Raw genomic sequence first — 24,707 nt, 5'->3', positions numbered from 1 at the left:
CTGCGAGCCTTTGCGCGCGCAGGCGTCGTTCTGCACCGAAGTGGCATGGGCCGACTCGGCGGCGGTCTGCTGGGTGCTGACCTGGCGGGTGATGTCGCTGGCGAACTTGACCACCTTGTACAGGCGCCCGCGGGTGTCGAAGATCGGGTTGTAGGAGGCTTCGAGGTAAACCATCTGCCCGAGCTTGTTGACCCGCTCGAATCGGTGGGAATGGTACTCGCCACGGTTGAGCGAGGCCCAGAAGGCCTTGTAGGCCGCCGACTCGCTTTCGCTTTTGTGGCAGAACAGGCTGTGGTGCTTGCCCACCACCTCGTCGAGGCGGTAGTGCATGGTATTGAGGAAGTTCTGGTTGGCGTCGATGACCTTGCCATCCGGGGTGAACTCGATCATTGCCATCGAGCGGCTGATGGCGTTGATCAGGCTCTCGGTCTCGTGCTCGTGCTGCACCCGCTGAGTGATATCGGAAGCGACCTTGATGACGCTGGTGACCTGCTGCTGGGCGCCAAGCACCGGCATGTAGCTGGCTTCGAGCCAGACTTCGCGGCCGCGCTTGTCGATCCGGGCGAAGGTGCCGCTGCGCGGCTCGCCACGGTTCAGGTCACGCCACAGCTGGCGGTATTCCTCGCTTTTGCCGAAGGCTTCGTCGCAGAACAGGCGGTGATGCTTGCCACGGATCTCCTCAACGCCGTAGCCCATGGTCTTGCAGAAGTTTTCGTTGGCGTCGAGGATGATCCCGTCGGGGCTGAACTCGATCATCGCCATCGAGCGGCTGACCGCCGCCAACTTGGCAGTCATCTGGCCCAGGGCCTGGGTGCAACGCTCGATTTCAGCCAGATCGGACTTACGATGCAAATCAAACATTTTGTAACACTCCATGCTCGGGATTTGCTGAGCATAGATGGCGATTGGCACCGTGCAAGCACTCTGACATCACCTTGCAGCGCCCGCCGACTGGCGGTTTCAGCTGCTTTCGCGAACCATCAGTTCGAAGCCCAGATCCTGGCACTGCAACTGACTGCGCTTGCCATCAAGCAGGCCCAACAGCGCCTGCGCGGCGCAACGGCCAATGGCCGCGCGCGGGGTGCGGATCGAGGTCAGGCGCGGAACCATGTGCGCCGAAGCCGGCAGGTCGTTGAAACCGACCATGGCCACCTGCTGCGGCACCTTGATGCCCTGGCGCAAGGCTTCAAGAATCGCCCCCTGGGCCAGGTCGTCGTTACAGAAGAAAATGCCATCGACATCGGCATGGCGCTGCAGCAGCTGGGCAAACAGCTCGCCGCCCAGGCCGATCGATGAGGGTTGTGGTGCCAGCAGCTCGCGGCCGTGGGCATCCAGGCCGGCTTCGGCCAGGGCCAGGCGAAAGCCTTCGGCGCGCTGCATCACCCGTGGGTCAAGTTGCGCGGCAATAAAGCCCGGGCGCTTGCAACCGCGCTCGAGCAGATGGCGCGCCGCCGCCCTTCCCGCTTCCTGTTGGGAAAACCCTACCGACATGGCCTGGCCTTCGCCGCCCAGCTCCATCATGTGTACGCACGGTACGCCGCTGGCGGCGAGCATCTGCTTGGCGGCGTCGCTGCGGTCAAAACCGGTGAGCAGGATGCCGCGCGGCTGATAAGCCAGGTAGTTGCGGATCAGGTTCTCTTCTTCGGCGATATCGTAGTGATAGTTGCCGATCAGCACTTCAAGACCGCGAGGGCGCATGACCTCGTGAATGGCTTCGAGGGTGTCGATGAACAGGTGGTTGGACAGCGACGGGATCAACACCACGATTGACTGGCTCTGCTTGGAGGCCAATGCCCGCGCAGCCGGGTTGGCTACATAGCCGAGGCTGGCGGCGGCGACCTGGACCTTTTCCACAAGCGCGGGGGCAACCGTGCTGACCCCGCGCAGTGCCCGCGAAGCGGTGATCGGGGAAACCCCGGAAAGCCTGGCAACTTCCGCCAGGGTGGGACGACCGGTAGTACGAGAGCCAATGCGGGTCATGAGGGGTTTTATTTTCGACTTGCAAAGAATGGGGAACGGGCACTAAGGTAGCGCTGTCTCAGACCACAGGCAATGCAAAACTGCATGAGGCCAGGAATGAGCATCCAGACTGCTTTTACAAAATCAATAACATCTGGGTGGGAAGCGCCCGAGACGTTAGCCGTCTCGCTTCAAGATAGCGCTATCTTACCCTGCAGGAGGTACCGATGAACCCACCCCTCTCCGCGATTGTGGTCATGGGCGTCGCTGGCTGTGGCAAGAGCTACGTCGGTGCCGCCATTGCAGGCCTGAGCGGCGGTCGCCTGATCGAAGGCGACGACTTCCACCCCGCTGCCAATATCAAAAAAATGAGTGCCGGCATTCCCCTGGACGACGACGACCGTGCCGGTTGGCTGATTCGCCTGGGCGAGGAACTGCAAGCGTGCCTGAAGGCCGGCGAGCGTCCGATCCTCACCTGCTCGGCGCTGAAGAAGCGCTACCGCGATGCCCTGCGCCATGCCGTGCCGGACCTTGGCTTTGTGTTTCTCGATCTCACCCCCGCTGAAGCCAGCCGCCGCGTGCTCGCCCGCCCCGGCCACTTTATGCCCGCCAGCCTGATCGACAGCCAGTTCGCCGCCCTCGAACGGCCCAACAGCGAGCCGCTGACCCTGGCGCTGGACGCCACCCTGGCGGTGGACAAGCTGGCCATCGAGGTAGACCAGTGGCTAAAGCCCTGCGGTGAACCGCTGCTGGCGCGAACGGCCTGACCCTGGCTGTTTTTTCGGCTCACCCAAGATAGCGCTGTCTCGACCCGTAAACACTGTAATAGTTCCGCCCACAACAATGACAATACGAGGCACTGAACCATGTTTGGTTTGGCAACTGATACCTACCTGCTGCTCGATGCGGTGGTCACCATCATCGGCCTGGTGCTGCTGATCACTCACTTCAAGGTCCACCCCTTTGTCGCCCTGACCCTGGCGGCCGGTTTTCTCGGCCTGACCTCGGGCATGCCGGTGGCCAAGGTGATGAAATCATTCCAGGACGGCTTCGGTGGCGTGCTGGGTTTTGTCGGCATCGTCCTGGCCCTGGGCACCATGCTCGGCAAGCTGATGGCCGACTCCGGCGGCGCCGACCAGATCGCCCAGACACTGATCCGCGCCTTCGGCAAGCAGAAGGTGCACTGGGCGATGATGTTCGCCGCTTTCCTGGTGGGCATTCCGCTGTTCTTCGAGATCGGCTTCGTGCTGTTGATCCCGCTGGTGTTCATCGTCGCCCGGCGCTCCGGGGTGTCGTTGATCAAGATCGGCATTCCGCTGCTGGCCGGCTTGTCGGTGGTCCACGGCCTGGTGCCGCCGCACCCGGGGCCGCTGCTGGCGATCGGCATCTTCAATGCCGACATCGGCAAAACCATTTTCTACGGGCTGATCGTCGCCCTGCCCACGGCGATCATTGCCGGTCCCCTGTACGGCAACTTCATCTCCAAATACATCCCGGGCAACCCCAACAAGGAGCTGATGGAGCAGATCGCCCGCGAGTCCGACCAGCAGAACCTGCCCAGCTTCAGCATCACCCTGATCACCGTGCTGCTGCCGGTGTTCCTGATGCTGCTGAAAACCTTCGCCGACGTGGTGCTGCCGGCCGAGCACATCGTGCGCCAATGGATGGACCTGATCGGCCACCCGATCAGCGCCCTGCTTGCCGCCTTGCTGCTGGCGTTCTACACCTTTGGCGCGGCGCGCGGGTTCTCCCGCCAGCAGATCATGAAGCTGCTTGACCAGAGCCTGGCGCCGACGGCGGCGATCATCCTGATCGTCGGTGCCGGCGGTGGCTTCAAGCAGATGCTGGTCGATACCGGGGTGGGTAATGTGATCGGGCAGATGGCCGTGCAGGCACAGATTTCGCCGATCATGCTGGCCTGGCTGGTGGCGGCGGTGATTCGTATCGCCACCGGTTCCGCAACGGTGGCGACCATTACCGGCGCCGGGATCGTTGCGCCAGTGATCGGCATGATGCCGGGGGTCAACCGTGAACTGCTGGTACTGGCGACCGGCGCCGGCTCGTTGATTCTGTCGCACGTCAACGATGCCGGCTTCTGGCTGGTGAAACAGTACTTCAACATGACCGTGGCCGAGACCTTCAAGACCTGGAGCATGATGGAGACCATCCTCTCGGTGGTCGGCATCATCTTTATCATGCTGCTGTCGCTGGTGGTTTGAGGGCCTCATCGCGGGGCAAGCCCGCTCCTGCACTGTAGGAGCGGGCTCGCCCCGCGATGCTGTTAAAAGGCTGCTTTAAAGATCGCCTCGATCTCTGCCTGGCTGGCCACCCGCGGGTTGGTCAGGCCGCAGGCATCCTTCAGGGCATTGGCCGCCAGGGTCGGAATATCGGCCTCCTTGGCCCCCAGCACCGCCAGCCCCGGCGCAATTTCAATGGCCCGCGACAGCTGCTCGATCGCCGCCAGGGCGGCATCGCTGCCCTGCTCGGCACTCATGGCGCTGACATCCACGCCCATGGCCTTGGCCACATCGCGCAGGCGCGCGGCGCTGACGCTGGCGTTGAAGCGCTGCACATGGGGCAGCAGCACCGCGTTGCACACGCCATGGGGCAAGTCATAAAAACCACCGAGCTGGTGGGCCATGGCATGCACGTAACCCAGCGAGGCGTTGTTGAACGCCATGCCGGCGAGGAACTGGGCGTAGGCCATGTTTTCCCGGGCCTTGAGGTCGCTGCCGTCGGCCACGGCCTGGCGCAGGTTGTCGCTGATCAGCTCGATGGCCTTGATCGCGCAGGCGTCGGTGATCGGCGTGGCGGCAGTGGAAACGTAGGCCTCGATGGCGTGGGTCAGGGCATCCATGCCGGTGGCCGCGGTCAAGCCCTTGGGCATGCCGACCATCAGCGCCGGGTCGTTGACCGACAGCAGCGGCGTGACGTTGCGGTCGACAATGGCCATTTTCACGTGGCGCGCTTCGTCGGTGATGATGCAGAAGCGGGTCATCTCACTGGCGGTGCCGGCGGTGGTGTTGATGGCAATCAGCGGCAGTTGCGGCTTGGCCGACTGGTCCAGCCCTTCGTAATCACGGATATGCCCGCCGTTGGTGGCGCACAGGGCAATGCCCTTGGCGCAGTCATGGGGCGAGCCGCCGCCCAGGGAAATCACGCAGTCGCAGCGTTCACGCTGCAACAGCGCCAGTCCCTGCTCGACGTTGGCAATGCTCGGGTTGGGCTTGGCGCCATCGAAGATCGCCGAGTCGATGTCGCGCATCGCCAGCATTTCGGCAATGCGCTCGGCAATCCCGGCCTTGGCCAGGCCCGCGTCGGTGACGATCAGGGCCTTGCGCAGGCCGTATCCGGCAATGGCAGCCATCGCCTCTTCGAGGCAATCGATGCCCATGATGTTGACGGCGGGGATGAAAAACGTGCTGCTCATGGCGAAATCCTCATGCAATGTTCCTTTGCCATGAGGATCCGCCTGTCTGCCCTGCCCCGTGTTGATCTGAGTCAGCCGAGGAACAGCCGGTAGGCCGGGTTGTCGCTTTCGTCCCAGTAGCGGTAGCCCATGGCGTCCAGCGCTGCGGGCAGGCCGGGCTGTTCGTCCTGGGGCACTTCCAGGGCGGCAAACACCCGTGCTTCGGCGGCGCCGTGGTTGCGGTAGTGGAACAGGCTGATGTTCCAGCGCTTGCCCAGGCGCTCGAGAAAGCCCAGCAAGGCCCCCGGACGCTCGGGGAATTCAAAGCGCAGCACGCGCTCGTCCGCCCCAGGCCCGGCATGCCCGCCCACAGTGTGGCGAACGTGGGCCTTGGCCAGTTCGTTGTCGGTCAGGTCGAGCACGCTGTAACCCTGTTCGCGCAGGCTGGCCAGCAACTGGTCGCGCGGGTCGGTCTGCGGATGGGTCTGCACGCCAACGAACAGTCGCGCCTCCTTGCCGGGGTAGTAGCGGTAGTTGAACTCGGTGATCTGGCGCTTGCCCAGGGCCTGGCAAAAGGCGCGGAAACTGCCCGGCTGCTCGGGGATGGTCACGGCGATGATCGCTTCGCGCTGCTCGCCCAGTTCGGCGCGCTCGGCAACATGGCGCAGGCGGTCGAAATTGACGTTGGCACCGGAGTCGATCGCCACCAGGGTCTGACCCTGGGCGCCTTCGCGGGCCACGTACTTCTTGATCCCGGCCACAGCCAGGGCGCCGGAAGGTTCGGTGATCGAGCGGGTGTCGTCGTAGATGTCCTTGATCGCCGCGCACAGCTCGTCGCTGCTGACGGTGATGACCTCATCGACATAGTGGCGGCACAACTCGAAGCAATGGGCGCCGATCTGCGCCACCGCCACGCCTTCGGCAAAGCTGCCGACCTGGGCCAGCACCACCCGCTCGCCGGCGGCCATGGCCGCTTGCAGGCAGTTCGAGTCCTGCGGCTCGACGCCGATCACCTTGACCTCGGGGCGCAGGTACTTGACATAGGCGGCGATGCCGGCGATCAGGCCGCCGCCACCGACCGGAACGAAGATCGCATCCAGCGCGCCGGGTTGCTGACGGAGGATCTCCATGGCCACCGTGCCTTGGCCGGCGATCACGTCGGGGTCGTCGAACGGCGGCACGAAGGTCGCGCCTTCGCTATCGGCCAATTTCAGCGCATGGGCCAGGGCGTGGGGGAAGCTTTCGCCGTGCAGCACCACCTGGCCGCCGCGCGAACGCACGCCTTCGACCTTGAGCTCCGGGGTGGTGGTCGGCATCACGATAGTGGCGCGCATGCCCAGTTCGCGGGCGGCCAACGCCACGCCCTGGGCGTGGTTGCCGGCGGACGCGGTGATCACCCCGCGCTGGCGCTGGGCCGGGCTCAGGCGGCTGAGACGGGTGTAGGCGCCGCGGATCTTGAAGGAAAAGGTCGGCTGCAGGTCTTCGCGCTTGAGCAACACCTGGTTGCCAAGGCTGCGCGACAGCGCCGGCGCCGCTTGCAGGGGCGTTTCGATCGCCAGGTCGTACACCGGCGCCGCAAGAATGCGCCGCACGTAGTCAGACAGCAGGTTCAGCGGCGCGGCAGGTGTGCGGGGGCTAACGGCAAGGCTGGTCATCGGTGACTCCTGGTTTTTTTAAAGTGCCCAGGAGAGAGAGAAAGAACCCGCCTCCAGGGCGGGTTCGGTGCAAGTGCCAGCTAGCCCGCCAAAACGATAATGGCGGTAATAATGCTGTGCTGAGGCGACTGCAGGAATGTGTTCATGCCAGCGAAACTAGCGCAGCCACCCAGGCAAAGTCAAGCAGGCTCGCGGGCAGAATCGGGCACATCGAACACCCGGTCGAAGGCCCACTGGAACACGAAGGCATAGACAAAGAAGAATGCGAACAGCGCAAGGTTGGTCAGCAGAGCCTGCCACAGGCTGATCTGCAGCCAGCCGGCGACCACCGGCAAGAGGATCAGCACCAGCCCGCCTTCAAAGCCCAGGGCGTGGAGAAACCGCCGCCACAGGGTGCGCTGGCGCTGGGCCTGGCGGGCTTCCCAGTGCTCGAACGCCCAGTTGTAGAACATGTTCCAGGCCAGGGCCACCGCCGACAGAATCAGCGACAGCACCGTGGAGTGGGCCATACCGGCATCGAAGGCCCAGGACAGCGCCGGCGCCACGCACAGCACGGCGATGGTTTCGTAGAGAATGGCCTGGACGACCTTGCGCGACTTGCCTTGCATATCTGCCTCCCTGAACGTCAATGAAGCCCCACCCTAGCGGCGTTGAGGCGATGCTTCAATTGAGCTAAATTGAGCCTCCCTCAATTGGCTTGAGCACTGTGTTCGGCAAACTGCCCCTGACTGCCCTGCGCACCTTCGAATCGGCGGCCCGCCTGGGCGGCTTCAAGGCTGCCAGCGACGAACTGGCAGTCACGCCTGCGGCGGTTTCGCACCAGATCAAACGCCTGGAATCGCAGCTGGGCCTGCTGCTGTTCGAGCGCAGCCGCCAGGGTGTCAGGCTCAGCGACGCCGGCGAGCGCCTGTACCTGCAGGTGCACCAGGGCCTGGCCAACCTGCAGCAAAGTCTTGACGACCTGCAACCGCCCTGTGATCGCCAGCAACTGACCCTGACCACCACCGCGGCCTTCGCCAGTGCATGGCTGATCCCGCGGCTGGGCGATTTCCATCGCCGCCATGCCGACATCCAGGTGCGGGTGCTGACCGGCAACGAGGTGGTCGACCTGCAGCGCGAGCACCGTTTCGACCTGGCCTTGCGTGCCGAATTCAATCCTGATCCGGCGTTGCAGCGGTTGCCATTGCTGGCCGAGCATTTCTCGGTATACACCCTGCCCGGTTGGCAGCCGCCGCCTGCCAATCTGCCGCTGTCGATGCTTGAAGTGCCGTGGGCTTCGGTCAGTGGCGTGGTCATCGACTGGGCCCGCTGGTGCGCCCTGGCCGGGTGTGAAGACTGGCTGCAACGGGCGCGTTTTCATCACTATGACGATGAGCACCATGCCCTGCAGGCGGCCGCTGCCGGCTATGGGCTGGTGCTGGCCAGCAACGTGCTGGTGGCCGACAGTGTGCGCCAGGGTGTGCTGCAGCCGTGGCACCCTGAGGTGCGCTTGCCGGCCGCGCAGTACAGCGCCGTGTGGTTGCCGGGGCGCGAGCGCGAACCTGCGCTGCGGGCGTTTCTCGACTGGCTGGCACTCTCCCTGGGGCCTTGAGCAATCGCTGACCCGCCCATTGGACAACCCCGCCTTCTACTGCTTGTATCTAAACCTTACAAGAGCGGCAGAACGTACAACTTCTCAGAAAAGGACGGACGAGGAGCGGGACAATGGCGTACACAGTCATGATGGTGTTTGGCACACGCCCGGAAGCGATCAAAATGGCCCCGCTGGCCCAGGTGTTGCGCCAGTGGCCGGATATCGAGCTGAACATCTGCTCCACCGGCCAGCACCGGGAAATGCTCCAGCAAGTGCTGCACGATTTTGGCCTGAGCGTCGATGAAGACCTCAAGGTGATGACCCAGAACCAGACCCTCAACGGCCTGTCCCAGCAATTGCTCAAACAGCTCGACGACACCTACGCACGCATCCAGCCCGACATCGTCCTGGTGCACGGCGACACCACCACCAGTTTCATCGCCGCGCTGGCGGCGTTCAACCGGCAGATCCCCATCGGCCACGTCGAGGCAGGGCTGCGCACCGGCAACCTCAAGGCGCCGTGGCCCGAGGAAGCCAACCGGCGCCTGACCGGGGTGATCGCCGACCTGCATTTCCCGCCCACCACCAAGGCCCGCGACAACCTGCTACGCGAAGGCGTGGTGCTCGAGCACATCGAAGTCACCGGCAACACCGTGATCGACGCGCTGCTGTGGATGCGCGAGCACCTGAACAAGAGCCAGTGGAAACCTGCGCCCGAGTCGCCGCTGGCGCAACTGCGCGACGACCAGCGCCTGGTACTGATTACCGGCCATCGCCGGGAAAACTTCGGCCAGGGTTTCGAACGCATCTGCCTGGCCCTGGCCGAACTTGCCTTGCGTTACCCGCACGTGCAGTTCGTGTACCCGGTGCACCTCAACCCGCAGGTGCAAAAAGCCGTGTACGCGCTGCTCTCGCATCAGCCGAACATCCTCCTGGTGGCGCCCCAGGACTATCAGCATTTCGTCTGGCTGATGGACCGCGCCTACCTGATCCTCACCGATTCGGGCGGCGTCCAGGAAGAAGCGCCGGCACTCGGCAAGCCCCTGCTGGTGCTGCGCAAGGTCACCGAGCGGCCGTCAGTGCTCGAAGGCGGCACGGTGATGCTGGTGGGCACCCAGACCGAACGCATCGTCAAGGAAACCAGCCGCCTGCTCGATGACAGCGAGGCCTACCAACGCATGAGCCGGGTGTTCAGCCCTTACGGCGACGGCCATGCCAGCGAACGCATCGCCGAACGCCTGAGCCGCTGGCTCGAGGAAAACGCCGCTGAGCGAGACGAGGCATGAGCCTGGCCTGGGTCGATTTCTTCACCTATGTATTGTTCGGCCTCAAGCTGCTGGCCATCGTCCTTGCCAGTTTGATGTTCCTGCTCGGCCTGGATGACCTGTTCATCGACATCGTCTATTGGGGCCGCAAGCTGATTCGCCGCTTTCGCATCTACGACAAGTACGAGAAGGCCGACGAAAAACGCCTGTTCGAAGTGCCGGAAAAACCCCTGGCAATCATGGTCCCGGCCTGGAACGAGGTCGGTGTGGTCGGCGAGATGGCGCGCCTGGCAGCCTCGACCATCGACTACGAAAACTACCAGATCTTCGTCGGCACCTACCCCAACGACCCGCAGACCCAGGCCGACGTCGACGCCGTGTGCCTGCACTACCCCAACGTGCACAAGGTGGTGTGCGCGCGGCCCGGGCCGACCAGCAAGGCCGACTGCCTGAACAACATCATCGATGCGATCCTGCGTTTTGAGCAGGACGCGCGCATCGAGTTCGCCGGCTTCATCCTGCACGACGCCGAAGACGTCATCTCGCCCATGGAGCTGCGGCTGTACAACTACCTGCTGCCGAACAAGGACATGATCCAGATCCCGGTCTACCCCTTCGCCCCCGAGTGGCGCGGTTTTACTGCCGGGCACTACGTCGACGAGTTCGCCGAAAACCACGGCAAGGACGTGATCGTGCGCGAAGCGTTGACCGGCCAGGTGCCCAGCGCCGGGGTCGGCACCTGCTTCAGCCGCAAGGCGATCAGCGCCCTGCTCGAAGACGGCGACGGCATTGCCTTCGACGTGCAGAGCCTGACCGAAGACTACGACATCGGTTTTCGCCTCAAGCAAAAGGGCATGAAGTGTATCTTCGCCCGCTACTCGATGAGCGACCCGCAACTGGCCCTCAAGCGCGACTGGCGCTGGGGCATGAGCCGAGAGTTCGCCCAGGTCATCTGCGTGCGCGAGCACTTCCCGCGCGACTGGCAGCATGCGATCCGGCAAAAGTCGCGGTGGATTGTCGGCATTGTCTTCCAGGGCACCAGCAACCTGGGCTGGAGCCGCACCGGCGCGCTCAACTATTTTCTCTGGCGCGACCGCCGCGGCTTGTTCGCCTACCTGCTGAGCTTTCTGGTCAACCTGCTGTTCCTGGTGCTGATCGCCATGTGGCTGGTGACGATGCTGGCGCCCAACGCCTGGCGCTTCCAGTCGATTCTCAGCGACAGCCCGCTGCTGATGACCCTGCTCTGGCTCAACGGCCTGTTGTTGATCAACCGCCTGTTCCAGCGTGGCTTTTTCGTCACCCGTTACTACGGCATCTTCGAGGGGCTGCTGTCGGCGCCGCGGATGATGTGGAGCAACTTCGTCAACTTCTTCGCCAACCTGCGGGCGCTGCGCCAGGTCATGGAAATGGGCGACTCGCGCCGGGTGGCGTGGGACAAGACCACCCACGAGTTCCCGGCCCTCGGCGCGCCGGCACGCACGCCTCTGGGTCAGCGCCTGGTGGCCAAGGGGCTGATCAGCGAGGCGCAACTGCAAGCGCTGATCACCAGCGAGCAACTGGTGCAAACCCTGGCCGAACAACTGGATTTACCCTGGGCGCCATTAAATCCATTCAAACTTGAGCGCAAATTGATTACCCTGCTGCCCCGCCGCCTGGCAGTGCACTACGGGGTGCTGCCGGTAGCGCAAGACGGCGATACATTGATCCTGGCCAGCGAAGGCCCGGTCAGCCAGGTGTCCCTCGGGGTCATCAGCCGTCAACTCAAACGCCCGGTGCAATATCGCCTGGCGCCCCAGGGCCGGGTCACCCTCGGCCTGCGTTACCACTACCCCAGCCCCTGGCAGAAGGAGGAGACCCGGCACATGCTCGCGGTTCTCGAAAAGCATCAGGACGATGCCGCGTTGCTTGAGCGGGTCAGTCACCACCAAATCATGCTCGGCACCCTGTTGCAGGTGCGCGGCATGGTCCCCCCCACGTTGTTCAACCAGGCCTTGATCGATTTCAACCCGGAGCACATGTCCCTGGGCGAGCACCTGATTGCCCGCGGCATCATCAGCGAAGCGGTACTGCAAGACGCCCTCGCCGAGCAGCTCGAAGAACAGCAAGCCGCTTATGACCTGACCCGGGAGGTGGCATGAGTGTGCGCCCGCCGCTGACGCTGGCCAGTTTGTTGTTGTCGTTCTACACCGTGCACGGCCTGGCCGCGCCGCTTAGCGACTTCGAACGCTTTCGCAGCTACCCCTTCCTTGAACGCAGCTACCGCGAGGCCAAGGCCGACAACTGGAAAGAAGTCGAACGCCTGACCCGCCACCTGCTCGAGCGGGTACCCAACAACAGCGAAGCCCGCGCCTTGCTGATCCAGGCCCTGGCCCATCAGCGCCGCTACCGCGAAGCCGAGCAACTGGCCGAAGCCGCCAGCAGCAGCGACGCCGACGCCCTGCTGGAGCTGCGCCTGACCTGGATCGAGCAGGACCCACCCGCCGCAAGCCGGGTCGAGGGCTGGATCGCCACCAGCAGCCTCAACCAGCGTATCCGCCTGTGGCAGGCCTACAGCCTGAGCCTGGCCAAGTTCGGTGGCGCGGCCAAGGCCCTGGAGTGGCTCAACCACCTGCCGGCCCATGGCGACGACAACATCCTGCGCCTGGCCCGGGCCAACTGGGCCGAGCAATTGCGCAACTGGAGCCAGACCATCGCCGCCCTGGCGCCGCTGGCCGAGCGCGGCGAGCTGCCGGCGCAAGACTGGCAACGCCTGGCCAACGCCTACGTACAGCGCCTGGACGAGGCGCCACTGCAACAACTGCTCAAGCAGGCGCCCACCCCCGAGATCGCCCGCCAGACCCGCCTGGCCATGGCCAACCGGGCAATTGCCATGGGCCACACCGAGCTGGCCCAGCGCTGGCTGCAGTCGCTGCCCGAGCAAGACCTGCACGACCCGGCCAATCGCCGGCAGCTGTGGGAACTGGCGCGCCAGGGCGATGATGCCGCGCTGGTACGGCGGCTCAGCAACGAGCTGAACCGGCCATGCCTGGAAACCACCGAATGGCTGTCGCGCCACGATCCGCAGGCCGCCCGCGAGCAGCTCAAAGGCTGCCGCGCCGATGACAACCCCAAAGCCTGGCTGGTACTCAACCAGCGCCTGCAGGGCCCGGGTGGCGAGGCGCGTTCCGCACAGATGTGGGAGCGCCTGTACCGCCAGAGCGGCGACCTGCAGGCCCTCGAACAAGCGAGCTTCCTGCAGCTCAAGGAGGGCCGCAAGGAGCATGTGCGCCAACTGCTCGAACAGGCCTACGACCGCCGCCAGGGCCGCTTGCCACAACCCTTGCTGCAGCGCCTGGCCGGGCTTTACAGTGCCGACGATGCGCCGCTCGACAACCGGCGAATGGCCGCCTTGATCCCGCGGGTCGATGCCGCCAACCGCGCCCTGCTGCTCGCCCGCCTGGCCGAGCGCGGGCAGTGCGACACGGTCCGCCAGGCGATCCCCGCCACACCCAGCGAAGTCGGCCAGTTGCGTGCCCTGGGCCGCTGCGCCATGCCCGAGCGCCCTGGCGAAGCGGTGGTCTATTACCAGGCCGCCGCAGACCTGGGCGATACCGGCAGCCGCCTGCCGCTGGCCTACGCCCTGGAAGCCGCCGGCGATTCCTACGCGGCGCAACCGCTGTGGAAAGCCCTGGCCGACAGCGAGTGGACCGCCAACGCCCGGCTTACCGCCGCGCGCAGTGCGCTGAACGCCGACAATCCTCACCTGGCATACACCTATTGGAAACAGGCAACGCCGGTAACGGCCGATGACTGGGCGCTGGGCGCGGCCATCGCCCAGCGCGACTACCAGGTCCACGACGCCATGGACTACCAGCGCCAGGCCCTCGCGCAGCAACCGCGCCCCGACCATTACTATGGCGCTGCGGTGACCGCCGCGCAGAACGGCGACCTGGCGCAGAGCACCGCCTGGCTTGCCGAGGCCGTGCGCCTGGCGCCAGAGCAGCCGCGCTACAGCGCCGACTACGGCATGCGCCTGGCGGGCTCGGAACAACAAGTAACCCGCGCCCGCTCGATCCCCTACCTTGAGCGCGCCGCCAAGGCCTTCCCCGAGGATTACCGGATCGGCGAAACCCTGGCCTGGCGCTACGACGAAGTCGAGAACAGCGCGGCGGCCCGTAAAGAGCTGCGCCGGGTGCTGGACGTCGAACACGACCTGGTCGATGGCGACGACCAGTTCGGCAGCCTGGACGCACGCAAGTACCGCCAGCGCCGCGCCCACGAGGCGCTGTCGCGGCGCGACAGCTTCACCCTGGCCAGCACCTGGTCACCGGCCGGCGTCTCGACCAACGACAACTTTCGCGATGACCGCCAGGACCGCCGTGCCAGCTCGCAGAACGTGCAGCTGGCGATGTGGGACCACGCCCTCGGTGAAGAGCCGAGCCGCAACGGCAGCACCTTCTCGGTCTACGGCCGGGTGCTGTTCGGCGGCAGCGGGCGCAACGACTATGCGCAGAGCATGGGCACCGGCGTCGGCCTGCGCTACAAGCCGTTGGGCACCAGCAACCTGAACCTGTACACCGAGTTGTACCACCAGCGCCAGATCGACGACGCCCATTACGGCGGCCTGAGCCTTGGCCAGTTGCTCAGCCCGAGCAAGGTCGGCGACAACTATGGCGACCTGCGCGGCCATGCCGAGTCGAGCAACGACCTGCTGCTGCGCGCCACCGCCTCGTACCTCGACCAGGGCAAATGGCGCAACGACTGGCGGGTCGATGAGGACGAGTGGGACGAGCGTTTCCTCTACCTCGATGGCGCCTGGTGGACCCGCGCCGGCGACCATCAATGGCTGTCGCGCTACCAGCGCGGGCACACCTGGAAGCTGCCCAGTGCCTCGCCACAAACCCTGATGCCGTATGGTTTTCTCGAGTTCTCAAGCCAGGACCCGAGCAACGACTGGCGCCAGGACCTGCGCACCGGCCTGGGCCTGCGCTGGCAATGGTGGTTCGACGACGACCGCTACAACGCCTATCGCGGTTCGCTGAAAGTACGCGCCGAATACCAGCAGTCGCTGGGCGGCAATCTTTATGAACACGCCAACGGCGTGTTGCTGGGTGCGGAGTTGACCTTTTGATGCGCCGCTTGATCGCTGTGATGCTGTTCGTCCTGAGCCTGCAGGCAACTGCCGACGAGCGCCTGTTCTACCAACCGCTGAACCGCGACGCGCAGTTGAGCGAGGCGCAGTGGCGCGCGCTGTGGCAAGCCACTGCGGCCCAGGGTGGCAAAACCCTGATCGTGCAGTGGAGCGCCTATGGCGACAGCGACTTCGGCGGTGCCGGGGGCTGGCTGGCCAACAGCCTGCGCCTGGCCCACGAACAAGGTCTGCAGCTGGTGCTGGGGCTGTACATGGACGCCGCCTATTACCAGCGCATCGACGAACTCGATGGCGCCGGCCTGGCCGCTTATTGGCGCGCGCAACTGGGCAATTCCCTGGCCCAGCAGCGCAAGATCCGCCAGGACTGGCAGTTGCCGGTGGCCGGCTGGTACCTGCCGATGGAGCTGGACGACCTGCACTTTCACAGTGCCGACCGCCGCCAGGCGCTGTACACCCAGCTACAGGCCTTCAATCGCCGCCTGGATGCGCCGCTGCACATCAGCGCTTTCAGCGCCGCGCGCCTGAGCCCGCAAGTCAATGCTCGCTGGCTCGAGCAGCTGGCCAGCCTCAAGCTGCAGGTCTGGTGGCAGGACGGCGCCGGCACCGGGCGCCTGGCGCCGCTGGTGCGCCAGCACTACGAGGATGCCCTGCCCTGCAGCATCGGCATCGTCAACGAAGCCTTTCGCCAGACCAGCGCCGCCGGCCAGCCCTTCACTGCCGTGGCAGCGCCACCGCTGCTGCGCAGCGACTGCCATCCGCGGGCAGTGTTCTCGTTGCGCTACCGGCCCTGGACCCAGGGGGTACTGCCCTTGGCCGGGCACTGAAACCGTCTTCTTTGAGCATTCAGGGCTGCCATGTACAAGACCATCGAACAGCAAGTGCGCAGGAACGTCGCACCGCCGCAACTGCGCGAAGAATTCCGCCAGCACGACTTCGAAAGCCTGAAGTCGTTCAGCTTGCTGGTGTTCGTGCTGAGCCTGGGGATCTGGATTCTGTTCGACCTGATCGTCAGCTACCAGGGCAATCAGGGCCTGACCTGGCTGTCGGCGCTGTTCATCGCGGTGATGGGCATGCTCACCATCATCCTCGGCTTCGTCCGCAAGGCGGCGCATTTCGATGTGCTCAACCTGGTGTTCATCGCCGTGATCACCCTGGCGGTGCGCCTGGTGATCGACGGCCTGCCGCAAGCGCTGCGCCCGGCCTGGATGGTGCTCGGCGCCTCGAGTGTGCTGTACAGCGTGTCGGTGCTGCCGGTGCGGCGCTGGTCGTTCCTGGCGACGATGCTGGTGACCTGGGTCAACCTCAACCCGTTCCAGGTCCCGGACATGCACCTGTTCGAGCTACGCGGCAGCATGTTCGTCTGCTATGCGGTGTTTCTCAACGGCCTGACCCTGTACAGCTACCTGAAGATGCGCCGGGCCAAGCTGTACAACTTCTACATGGCCAAGTTGCTGCTCGAGCAAGCCTACGTCGATGCCCTGACCGAGATCCCCAACCGCCGTTCGTTCATGGCCAAGGCCGAAAAACACCTGCAGCAGGACGCGGCCGCCACGCGCTACCTGGCGATGATCGACATCGACAACTTCAAGAAGGTCAACGACCAGTTCGGCCACGACATCGGCGACGTGGTGCTCAAGCGCATCGCCGCCGACATCAAGGCCTCGATGAGCGAATTCGAGTACGCACGGCTGGGCGGTGAAGAGTTCGTGATCTACGTCTGGGGGCTCAACCAGGCCGACGCCGAACGGCGCATCGACGCCCTGTGTCGGCGGGTCCGTGACGAAGTCGCCGAGCATCCGGTGACCATCAGTATCGGCCTGGCGCAAATCCTCGCCGAAGACACCCTGAGCAACGCCCTGGTCAAGGCCGACCAGGCGTTGTACGAGGCCAAGCGCAGTGGCAAGGACCGCTACGTGCTGTGGCGCGAGCCTCTCGGGTTGTAAGCCTTCAGCCCTTCGCGGCGGCCGCCAATGGCGCCGCGCCTTCGCCGAGATGCTCCCGCCACCCCTGCCGAGCCGCCTGGCAGCGAGTGCAAGCCTGCGGCCAACCGCGACCATCCTGCCGGTAAAGGCCGCAATCGTGCCGTCACAGCGGCTGTAGTAGTGCTCTGCCGGTCATCGCCAAGCCCCCTTGCGCTGCCTCTCAAAGCCCCCGTCCGCGTGCACTTGCAGATCATTTGCGCCGCTCTACGCTGCAATTTCGCGCAAACCCGGACAGAGGAACACTCGAATGGATTCGAACATCACCAGCGAAACCGGCCACCCCTTGACCGCAGGCCAACTGTGCATGTGGTTCAACGCCCAGCTTGCCCCACCCCAGACCAACATGAACCTGGCGGAGTCCGTCGACATATTTGGCGCGGTGGACGTCGAGCGCTTCATGACCGCCCTGCGCCGAGTGGCTGATGAGGCCGAAGCGGTGCGGCTGAACTTCGTTGACAGCGCCGAAGGCCCGCGGCAACTGCTGGCCCCGCGATTCAGGGGGGAACTGCCGTTTCTCGACTTCAGCACGGCGGATGATCCACGGGCCAGTGCCGATGCCTGGATGCATGACGACATCCAGCGCCGCGTCGACCTGGGCTGCGACCCGCTGTGGATGTCGGCGCTGCTCAAGCTGGGCCCGGCGCATTTTGTCTGGTACCAGCGCCCGCACCACATCATCCTCGACGGCTTTGGCGCCGGGTTGCTGGTGCGGCGCCTGGCCGACACCTACCAGGCCCTCGGCGAAGGCCAGCCGGTGTCCGCCGCCAGCGCCTTGCTGCCGATCAGCGAACTGGCCGAACAAGACAGCGAGTATCGCCAGTCGGAGCGCTTTCAGCGTGACCGCGAGTACTGGATGCAGCGCTTCGCCGACCTGCCGGCACCGATGAGCCTGGCGCGCCAGCGCACCCTCAACCACGACGGCCTGCTGCGCCGCACCGCCCACCTGCCCGCGGCCAGGGTCGACGCCCTGCGCCAGCGCGCCAGCGAACTGGGCAGCACCTTGCCACAGATCCTCACCGCCGCCACCGCCGCCTACCTCTATCGGGCCACCGGCAACCAGGACATGGTCATCGGTGTGCCGCTCAGCGCCCGGCGCAACGCGCGCATGCGCCAGGTGCCGGGCATGGTCGCCAACGCCATGCCGATGCGCCTGAGCATGCGCCCGGACATGAGCCTGGCCGAGCTGGTCCAGGAGGTATCGCGGCAAATGCGCCAGTTGCTGCGCCACCAGTCATACCGCTACGAGCACCTGCGCAACGACCTGGGCCTGCACGGGGCTCATCAGCAGCTGTTCACCACCCTGGTCAATATCGAGCCCTTCGACTACGCCATTGCCTTCGACGGCCACCCTACCCGCGCACGCAACCTGTCCAACGGCACCACCGACGATTTGGGCATCTTCTTCTATGAGCGCGGCCTGGGCCAGGACCTGCAGTTCGATTTCGACGCCAACCCCGGGCTGTACAGCGCCCAGGCACTGGCCGAACACCAGCAGCGCCTGCTCAAGGTGTTCGACGCGCTGATCGAACAGCCCCAACAGATGGTTGCCCGCATCGAACTGCTGAGCGACGAACAGCACCAGCAGTTGCACGCCTGGAACCGCACCGCGGTGGACTACTCGCCGTGGCAGCCGGTCAACCAACTGATCGAACAGCAGGCCCGGCGCACACCCGATGCCTGCGCGCTGCTGTTCGCCAACCAGCAGCTCAGCTACGGGCGCCTGAACCAGCAGGCCAATCGCCTGGCCAATCGTCTGCAACAGCACGGCATCGGCGCCGACAGCCTGGTCGCCATCGCCATGCCGCGCTCGCTGGAACTGGTGATCGGCCTGCTGGCCATCCTCAAGGCCGGCGCCGCTTATGTGCCGCTGGACCTGGAGCTGCCGCGCGAGCGACTGCGCTTCATGATCGAGGACAGCGCAGTCCAGTTGTTGCTGACAGCGCAGGCGTACAGCGGCCTTGGCGCCAATCTTGCCCCTGAACTGATGCTCGATGACCTGCTGGACGATGAGCACGGCAACGACGATACCCCCCTCAGCCACGTGCAAGGCAGCAACCTCGCCTACCTGATCTACACCTCCGGCTCCACCGGCCAGCCCAAGGGTGCCGGCAACAGCCATGAGGCCTTGTACAACCGGTTGATGTGGATGCAGGCGGCCTACCCGTTGACGAGCGCCGACACTGTGCTGCAGAAGACCCCTTGTGGCTTTGACGTGTCGGTCTGGGAGTTCTTCTGGCCGTTGATGAGCGGTGCCCGCCTGGCCATCGCCGAGCCCGGGGCCCACCGCGACCCGCAACAGTTGCTGGCGCTGATCGAGCGCTACCAGGTCACCACCCTGCACTTCGTGCCGTCGATGCTGCAGGTGTTTGTGCCCGAGCTCCAACCCGGCCAGGGCCAAAGCCTGCGGCACATCATCTGCAGCGGCGAAGCGCTGCCCGCCGAGCTGCAGCACCAGGTGCTGCAGGCGCTGCCCAATACCGCCCTGCACAACCTCTATGGCCCCACCGAAGCGGCCATCGATGTCAGTCACTGGACTTGTCGCGACGATGGTAGCCACAGCGTGCCGATCGGCCAACCGATCGCCAACCTGCAGGCCTATGTACTCGACAGCAGCCTGCACCAGCAGGCAATCGGCAGCCCTGGTGAGCTGTACCTGGGCGGCATCGGCCTGGCCCGGGGTTATCACCGCCGCCCGGGGCTGACCGCCGAGCGCTTTGTCGCCAACCCGTTCGGGCCGCCCGGCAGCCGCCTGTACCGTACCGGCGACCTGGCACTATGGCGCGCCGACGGCCAGCTTGAATACCTCGGGCGGGTTGATCAGCAGGTCAAGCTGCGCGGCCTGCGCATCGAGCTCGGCGAGATCGAGCACCTGCTGGCCAGCCATCCGCAAATTGCCCGCTGTACGGTGCAGGTGCGCGAAGACTGCCCCGGCCAGCAACAACTGGTGGCCTACCTGGTGCTGGCCGGTGAACAGGCGCTGGACCTGGGCCAGCTTGGCTATTACCTGGGCGAGCGCCTGCCCGAGTACATGGTGCCCAAGGTATTTGTGGTGCTGGCGCAACTGCCGTGCACCGCCAATGGCAAGCTCGACCGCCGGGCGCTGCCGGTGCCGGCGCAGCACCTGCAGGCACAACGCCCCGCCGAGCCTGCGCAAGGCCCGCTCGAACAGGCGTTGGTGCAGATCTGGAGTGAACTGCTGCAGCGCCAGGGTATCGACCGCAACAGCCACTTCTTCGAACTGGGCGGCCATTCGATCCTGGCAGTGCAAGTCGCCGCACGCTTGCGCCAGCAACTGGGCATAGAAGTGATGCCCACCGATCTGTTCACCCGCCCGGTGCTGCACCAGTTTGCCGAGCAGCTCCAGCGCAGCGCGGACCTGGCCCGCCCTGGCGACCCGTTTACGGTGCTGCTGGAGCTGCGCAGCGAGGGCAGCCAGGCGCCGCTGTTCTGCCTGCCGCCGGGCGGCGGCCTGGGCTGGCCTTACGCGGCGCTCAGTGGTTACCTGCCCGACCGCCCGCTGTATGCCCTGCAGGCTCGCGGCCTGCGCAACCCGGGGCTGCGCCCGGAGAGCGTCGAAGCCTGCGCCAGCGACTACCTGGCGCAGATCCGCAAGGTCCAGCCGGTTGGCCCGTACCACTTGCTCGGCTGGTCATTCGGCTGCCATGTCGCCCACGCCGTGGCGACCTTGCTGCAGCGCGAGGGCGAGTCAGTGGCACTGCTGGCGCTGCTCGACGGCTACCCGCTGCAACCTCACAGCCAGGTCCCGCAACTGAGCGACCAACAACTGCTGGCCCTGCTGATCGGCACCCTGACCAACAGCCCGGCAGACTTCAGCCAGCCCTTGCAACCGATCGCCGAGCAGCGCCGTTACCTGGCCGAAGTGCTCAACCTGGAAGGCGCGATCGTCCAGGCCTTCTGCGATGAAGTACGCCAGACCGTGCCGTTGATGGAGCGTTTCAAACCGCAGGTGTTTGCCGGCGAGGTGTTGTTCCTGCGCGCTACCGAAGGGCTGCGTGACGCCCTGTGGCAAGACCCCGAGCACTGGCGCGCCCACGTCGATGGCCGGTTGCAGGTCCACGATATTGCCTGCATGCACGAAAACATGCTGCGTGCCGACGCCGTGGCGCAGATCGCACCGCTGCTGGCCAGGGCCCTGCAGGCCAGCGAAAGCGCCCGCCGTGCCCAGGAGGTGAACCCATGAGCAGCCCATTCGACAACCCGCAAGGGCAATTCCAGGTGCTGCGCAATCACTTGCACCAGCACAGCCTGTGGCCGGCCTACCTGGCCTGCCCGCCCGGCTGGCAGGCGGTGTTCGGCCCGCAGCGCAAAGCGCTGTGCCTGGACTACGTCGAGCAGCACTGGCGCGACTTGCGCCCGCGCCGCTAGCCGCGCGGCAGCCTGATCTTGAACTGCGCACCGCCCAGCGCCGACTGCCCGACCGTCAGGGTGCCGCCCTGGCCTTCGATGGCCCGGCGGCTGATCGCCAGGCCCAGGCCAAAGCCGCCGGTGGTACGGTCGCGGCTGCGGTCCAGGCGGTAGAACGGCTGGAAGATCAGCTCGCGCTGGTCGTGGGGGATGCCGATGCCGTTGTCCTCCACGGTCAGCAGGCAATGGCCCTGGGGGTCGAGGCTCAGGCGCAGGAGGATCTGCCCGTCGCAGTAGCGCATGGCGTTGCGTACCAGGTTCTGCAAGGCACGGGCGGTCAGTCGTGGGTCGAGGATGAAGCGCGGCAGGTTGTCGTCGGCGCGCACCTGCCATTCGATGCCACGGCCATCGAGCTCTTCGGCAAAGCTGCCGAGGATGCTGTCGACCAACTCCAGCAGCGACACCTCGACCCGCTCGCGGGCCTGGTCGGCGTTCTGCAGACGGCTGTAGGACAACAGCTCGAGCACCAGTTCATCCAGCTCGCGCACATGCCCGACCAGTTCCAGCAGGCGCTTGCGGCAGTTGGGCGGGACTTCGTCAAACAGCAGCACCAGGCCAAAATCCAGGCGCGTCAGCGGCGTGCGCAGCTCATGGGACACGGCATTGAGCAGTTCGCGCTGCTGGGTCAGCAGGCGTTCGACGTCCTGGGCCATGGTGTCGAACACCTGGGCCAGTTCGCCGATGTTCGAGCGCGGCGGAATATGCGTGCGCTGCGACAGCTCGCCCTGGCCAAGGCGCCGGGCGGTTTCCTTGAGCCGTTCAAGGTCGCGCCAGTGCGGCCAGACCCAGAACAGCAGGCAGCCGAGCAAGGCGGCGCCGATCAGCACGGTCACCACCCAGGACAGCAGGCTGATGTCCAGGGGGTCGGGCGGATTGCTCAGTTCCACCAGCCAGGTGTCGTCCAGTGGTGCCAGGGCGGTCTCGTAGTAGCCCCAGTCGCCCAGGCGCACCACGTTCAGGCCGGCCTTGAGGCGGTCGCGCTCCGCATAGCTGAGGCCAATCTGGTCCTGACGGCGCAGTTGGATTTCCAGCGGGGCGAAATCCGCCGCCAGTTCCTTGGCCTTGGCCGGCCATTCAGTGCTCGGCACCTGCTCAAACTGCTTGACGATCAAGCGTTGCACGCCACGGGCCTGGTCAAGGTTGTAGGCAATGAAACGCTGGTGAAAGGCGCCGACGATGGCATCGGGAATCAAAAAGATCGCCCCGGCATAGGCGACGATGGTGATCAGGTACAGACGGATAAGGATTTTCAGCATGAGCCGCTAGAACTCCCACTCGACCCGGCTGAACAGATACCCCTTGCCCCACACGGTCTTGATCTTGCGCGCCTCGCCGGCGCTGTCGTCGAACTTGCGCCGCAGCTTGGAAATCGCCACGTCCACCGAGCGGTCGGTGCCGTTGAACTCGATGCCGCGCAGTTGCTGGAGGATGCGGTCGCGGCTGAGCACCACGCCAGCATTGCGCGCCAGCACCACCAGCAGATTGAATTCGCCGCTGGACAGCTCCACCGGCTGCTCGCGCCAGAACACATTGCGCTCGGCCAGATCGATGCGCAGGCCGCCGACCACGATCAGGTCGCTCTCAAGGCGTGGCTCGTTGATGCTGCTGCGGCGCAGCAAGGTGCGAATCCGCGCCAGCAGCACCCGTGGCTCGCACGGTTTGGTCACGTAGTCGTCGGCGCCCATTTCCAGGCCCAGCACCTGGTCGTGGCTATCGTCGCGGGCGGTCAGCATGAGGATCGGCAGGGCCTGGGACTCGGCGCGCAACAGCCGGCACACTTGCAGGCCGTCGAGGCCCGGCAGCATCAGGTCGAGGATCACCAGGTCCGGTTTGTTGCGCCGCGCCTCGGCCAGCACGTGATCGCCACGAGCAATCACGCTGACGCTGAAGTCGTTGCGCTGCAGGTAGCTGGCGATCAGTTCGGACAGGGCGCAGTCGTCTTCGACCAGGAGAATATTGGGCATGGGCAGTTTGACAGGCTGGGAAAGTCAGGCAGGATATAAGAGCTCACGCGCTCGCAGGATAAAGCTTCACACTTTTTTACACATGGCCTACACAGCTTAACTGTTGCCCGTCGGTCGCCTGCCTTAGCATTGCCGGGTCATTTTCGGAAGATCCGCATGTCCAGTTCAAGTCCCGCCCGTCTGCGCGCCCTGGCGCCGCTGTTGTTGATCACTTTCGCCCTGAGCGCCTGCGACGACAAATCGCCTGCCGAAGAAAAGGCCCCGCCCAGCGCAGTGCGGGTCGAGACCGTGCAGGTGCAGCCGCTGGCGATCACCACCGAGCTCAATGGCCGCATCCTCGCCCCGCGCACTGCCGAAGTGCGCGCGCGGGTGGCCGGCGTGGTGCTCAAGCGCGTGTACCGCGAAGGCAGCGACGTCAAACAGGGCGATGTGCTGTTTCGCATCGACCCGGCGCCGTTCCAGGCCGATTTCGACAGTGCCCGCGCCGCCCTGGCCCGCGCCGAGGCCACGCGCTACCAGGCGCGCCTGCAGGATCAGCGTTACCGCGAACTGATCGCCATCAATGCCATCAGCCGCCAGCAGCACGACGATGCCCGCGCCGCCTTCCTGCAGGCCGATGCCGACGTCGCCGCGGCCAAGGCGGCGCTTGAGCGAGCCAGGCTCAACCTCGGTTACGCCACCGTCACCGCGCCGATTTCCGGACGCATCGGCCGCGCCCTGGTGACCGAAGGGGCATTGGTCGGGCAGAACGAAACCACACCGCTGGCGACCATCCAGCAGCTCGACCCGATCCATGCCGACGTCACCCAGTCGACCCGCGAACTCAATGTCCTGCGCCGCGCCCTGCGTGCCGGCGAACTGCAGCAGGTGGGCCAGGACCAGGCCAGCGCGACGCTGATCCAGGACGACGGCACGCCCTACCCGCTGCCGGGCAAACTGCTGTTCTCGGACATCAGCGTCGACCCGAGCACCGGCCAGATCACCCTGCGCAGCGAGTTCCCCAACCCCGACCTCGACCTGCTGCCGGGCAGCTTCATCCGCGTGCGCCTGGAGCAGGCGGTCAAGCAGCAAGGCATCAGCGTGCCGCAGCGGGCCATCCTGCGCGACAGCGCCGGCAAGCCGAAGGTCATGCTGGTCGATGGCGAACAGCGCGTCAGCGAACGCCCGGTGGTGCTGGGCAGTGTGCAGAACGACCGCTGGATCGTCAGCGAAGGCCTGGCCCCCGGTGACCGGGTGGTGGTCGAAGGCCTGCAGCACATCAGCCCCGGCGACCAGGTAGAGGTCGACAACGCGGGCAAGGACGCCCTCCCCATCGTTCAGTCCAACGGCCAGTGAGGGCCTGAT

At 65.4% G+C, this 24,707-nt stretch carries 17 protein-coding genes and 1 pseudogene; 11 read left to right on the top strand and 7 right to left on the bottom strand.

Translation table 11 applies throughout. The annotated features are described in order from the left end of the window. Nucleotides 1-78: 78 nt before the first annotated feature. Both LOY34_RS27500 and LOY34_RS12080 read right to left on the bottom strand, forming a co-directional pair. Nucleotides 79-756, bottom strand: a pseudogene (locus LOY34_RS27500) (PAS domain-containing protein); the annotation flags it as partial. Nucleotides 757-960: 204 nt separating this feature from the next. Next, a complete protein-coding gene (locus tag LOY34_RS12080; protein WP_195883901.1) occupies nt 961-1,980 on the bottom strand; it encodes a LacI family DNA-binding transcriptional regulator in 1,020 nt (339 codons plus the stop codon). Nucleotides 1,981-2,186: 206 nt separating this feature from the next. On the opposite strand from LOY34_RS12080, the gene LOY34_RS12075 reads away from it, so the two are divergent. Both LOY34_RS12075 and LOY34_RS12070 read left to right on the top strand, forming a co-directional pair. Beyond that, nucleotides 2,187-2,726: a gluconokinase gene (locus tag LOY34_RS12075; protein ID WP_195883900.1), complete on the top strand. Its 540-nt coding sequence runs from the start codon at nt 2,187-2,189 to the stop codon at nt 2,724-2,726. 99 nt (nt 2,727-2,825) lie between these two features. Further along, complete coding sequence (locus tag LOY34_RS12070; RefSeq protein WP_045198708.1) at nt 2,826-4,178, top strand: GntP family permease; 1,353 nt, start codon at nt 2,826-2,828, stop codon at nt 4,176-4,178. Between the two features lie 62 nt (nt 4,179-4,240). Here the strand turns inward: LOY34_RS12070 and yiaY are convergent, their stop codons facing one another. From yiaY to LOY34_RS12055, 3 genes are all read right to left on the bottom strand, one after another. Continuing rightward, nucleotides 4,241-5,389 carry an L-threonine dehydrogenase gene (gene yiaY, locus LOY34_RS12065; RefSeq protein WP_195883899.1) on the bottom strand — a complete coding sequence of 383 codons (1,149 nt, stop codon included), beginning with the start codon at nt 5,387-5,389 and terminating at the stop codon, nt 4,241-4,243. 71 nt (nt 5,390-5,460) lie between these two features. Continuing rightward, complete coding sequence (ilvA, locus tag LOY34_RS12060) at nt 5,461-7,023, bottom strand: threonine ammonia-lyase, biosynthetic (RefSeq protein WP_195883898.1); 1,563 nt, start codon at nt 7,021-7,023, stop codon at nt 5,461-5,463. A 179-nt stretch (nt 7,024-7,202) separates the two neighbouring features. After that, on the bottom strand, nt 7,203-7,631 hold the full coding sequence (locus LOY34_RS12055) for a PACE efflux transporter (RefSeq protein ID WP_045198705.1): 429 nt from the start codon (nt 7,629-7,631) through the stop codon (nt 7,203-7,205). A 98-nt stretch (nt 7,632-7,729) separates the two neighbouring features. Between LOY34_RS12055 and LOY34_RS12050 the strand changes: the two genes are divergently transcribed. The 8 genes from LOY34_RS12050 to LOY34_RS12015 all read left to right on the top strand — a co-directional run bounded on the left by LOY34_RS12050 (nt 7,730) and on the right by LOY34_RS12015 (nt 21,360). After that, complete coding sequence (locus tag LOY34_RS12050) at nt 7,730-8,614, top strand: LysR substrate-binding domain-containing protein (RefSeq protein WP_195883897.1); 885 nt, start codon at nt 7,730-7,732, stop codon at nt 8,612-8,614. A 113-nt stretch (nt 8,615-8,727) separates the two neighbouring features. Further along, nucleotides 8,728-9,882 carry a non-hydrolyzing UDP-N-acetylglucosamine 2-epimerase gene (wecB, locus tag LOY34_RS12045; protein WP_093383410.1) on the top strand — a complete coding sequence of 385 codons (1,155 nt, stop codon included), beginning with the start codon at nt 8,728-8,730 and terminating at the stop codon, nt 9,880-9,882. Next, on the top strand, nt 9,879-11,999 hold the full coding sequence (gene nrfB / locus LOY34_RS12040; RefSeq protein ID WP_258664891.1) for a cyclic di-3',5'-guanylate-activated glycosyltransferase NrfB: 2,121 nt from the start codon (nt 9,879-9,881) through the stop codon (nt 11,997-11,999). Before wecB ends, nrfB begins: the two co-directional genes overlap by 4 nt. After that, entirely contained in the window at nt 11,996-14,971 is a 2,976-nt protein-coding gene (locus LOY34_RS12035; RefSeq protein ID WP_258664889.1) for an NfrA family protein, read from the top strand. Before nrfB ends, LOY34_RS12035 begins: the two co-directional genes overlap by 4 nt. Then, the gene (locus tag LOY34_RS12030) at nt 14,971-15,816 is read left to right on the top strand and encodes a DUF4434 family protein (protein WP_258664886.1); all 846 of its coding nucleotides are present in this window, start codon (nt 14,971-14,973) and stop codon (nt 15,814-15,816) included. Before LOY34_RS12035 ends, LOY34_RS12030 begins: the two co-directional genes overlap by 1 nt. A gap of 30 nt (nt 15,817-15,846) precedes the next feature. Beyond that, a complete protein-coding gene (locus LOY34_RS12025) occupies nt 15,847-16,935 on the top strand; it encodes a diguanylate cyclase (protein ID WP_195883893.1) in 1,089 nt (362 codons plus the stop codon). 286 nt (nt 16,936-17,221) lie between these two features. Next, on the top strand, nt 17,222-21,175 hold the full coding sequence (locus LOY34_RS12020; RefSeq protein ID WP_195883892.1) for a non-ribosomal peptide synthetase: 3,954 nt from the start codon (nt 17,222-17,224) through the stop codon (nt 21,173-21,175). Then, complete coding sequence (locus tag LOY34_RS12015) at nt 21,172-21,360, top strand: MbtH family protein (RefSeq protein WP_045198690.1); 189 nt, start codon at nt 21,172-21,174, stop codon at nt 21,358-21,360. Before LOY34_RS12020 ends, LOY34_RS12015 begins: the two co-directional genes overlap by 4 nt. Here LOY34_RS12015 and LOY34_RS12010 read toward each other — a convergent pair. Both LOY34_RS12010 and LOY34_RS12005 read right to left on the bottom strand, forming a co-directional pair. Further along, on the bottom strand, nt 21,357-22,655 hold the full coding sequence (locus LOY34_RS12010) for an ATP-binding protein (RefSeq protein ID WP_045198688.1): 1,299 nt from the start codon (nt 22,653-22,655) through the stop codon (nt 21,357-21,359). The genes LOY34_RS12015 and LOY34_RS12010 overlap by 4 nt on opposite strands. Nucleotides 22,656-22,661: 6 nt before the next feature. Then, nucleotides 22,662-23,363 carry a response regulator transcription factor gene (locus tag LOY34_RS12005; RefSeq protein ID WP_045198685.1) on the bottom strand — a complete coding sequence of 234 codons (702 nt, stop codon included), beginning with the start codon at nt 23,361-23,363 and terminating at the stop codon, nt 22,662-22,664. A 156-nt stretch (nt 23,364-23,519) separates the two neighbouring features. Here LOY34_RS12005 and LOY34_RS12000 point away from each other — a divergent pair, with 156 nt between their 5' ends. After that, nucleotides 23,520-24,698 carry an efflux RND transporter periplasmic adaptor subunit gene (locus tag LOY34_RS12000; RefSeq protein ID WP_195883891.1) on the top strand — a complete coding sequence of 393 codons (1,179 nt, stop codon included), beginning with the start codon at nt 23,520-23,522 and terminating at the stop codon, nt 24,696-24,698. Nucleotides 24,699-24,707 lie beyond the last annotated feature (9 nt).

Origin of the sequence: Pseudomonas sp. B21-009, from assembly GCF_024749345.1 — a bacterium.
Classification (GTDB): domain Bacteria; phylum Pseudomonadota; class Gammaproteobacteria; order Pseudomonadales; family Pseudomonadaceae; genus Aquipseudomonas.
This window is presented reverse-complemented; position numbering and strand designations above follow the sequence as displayed.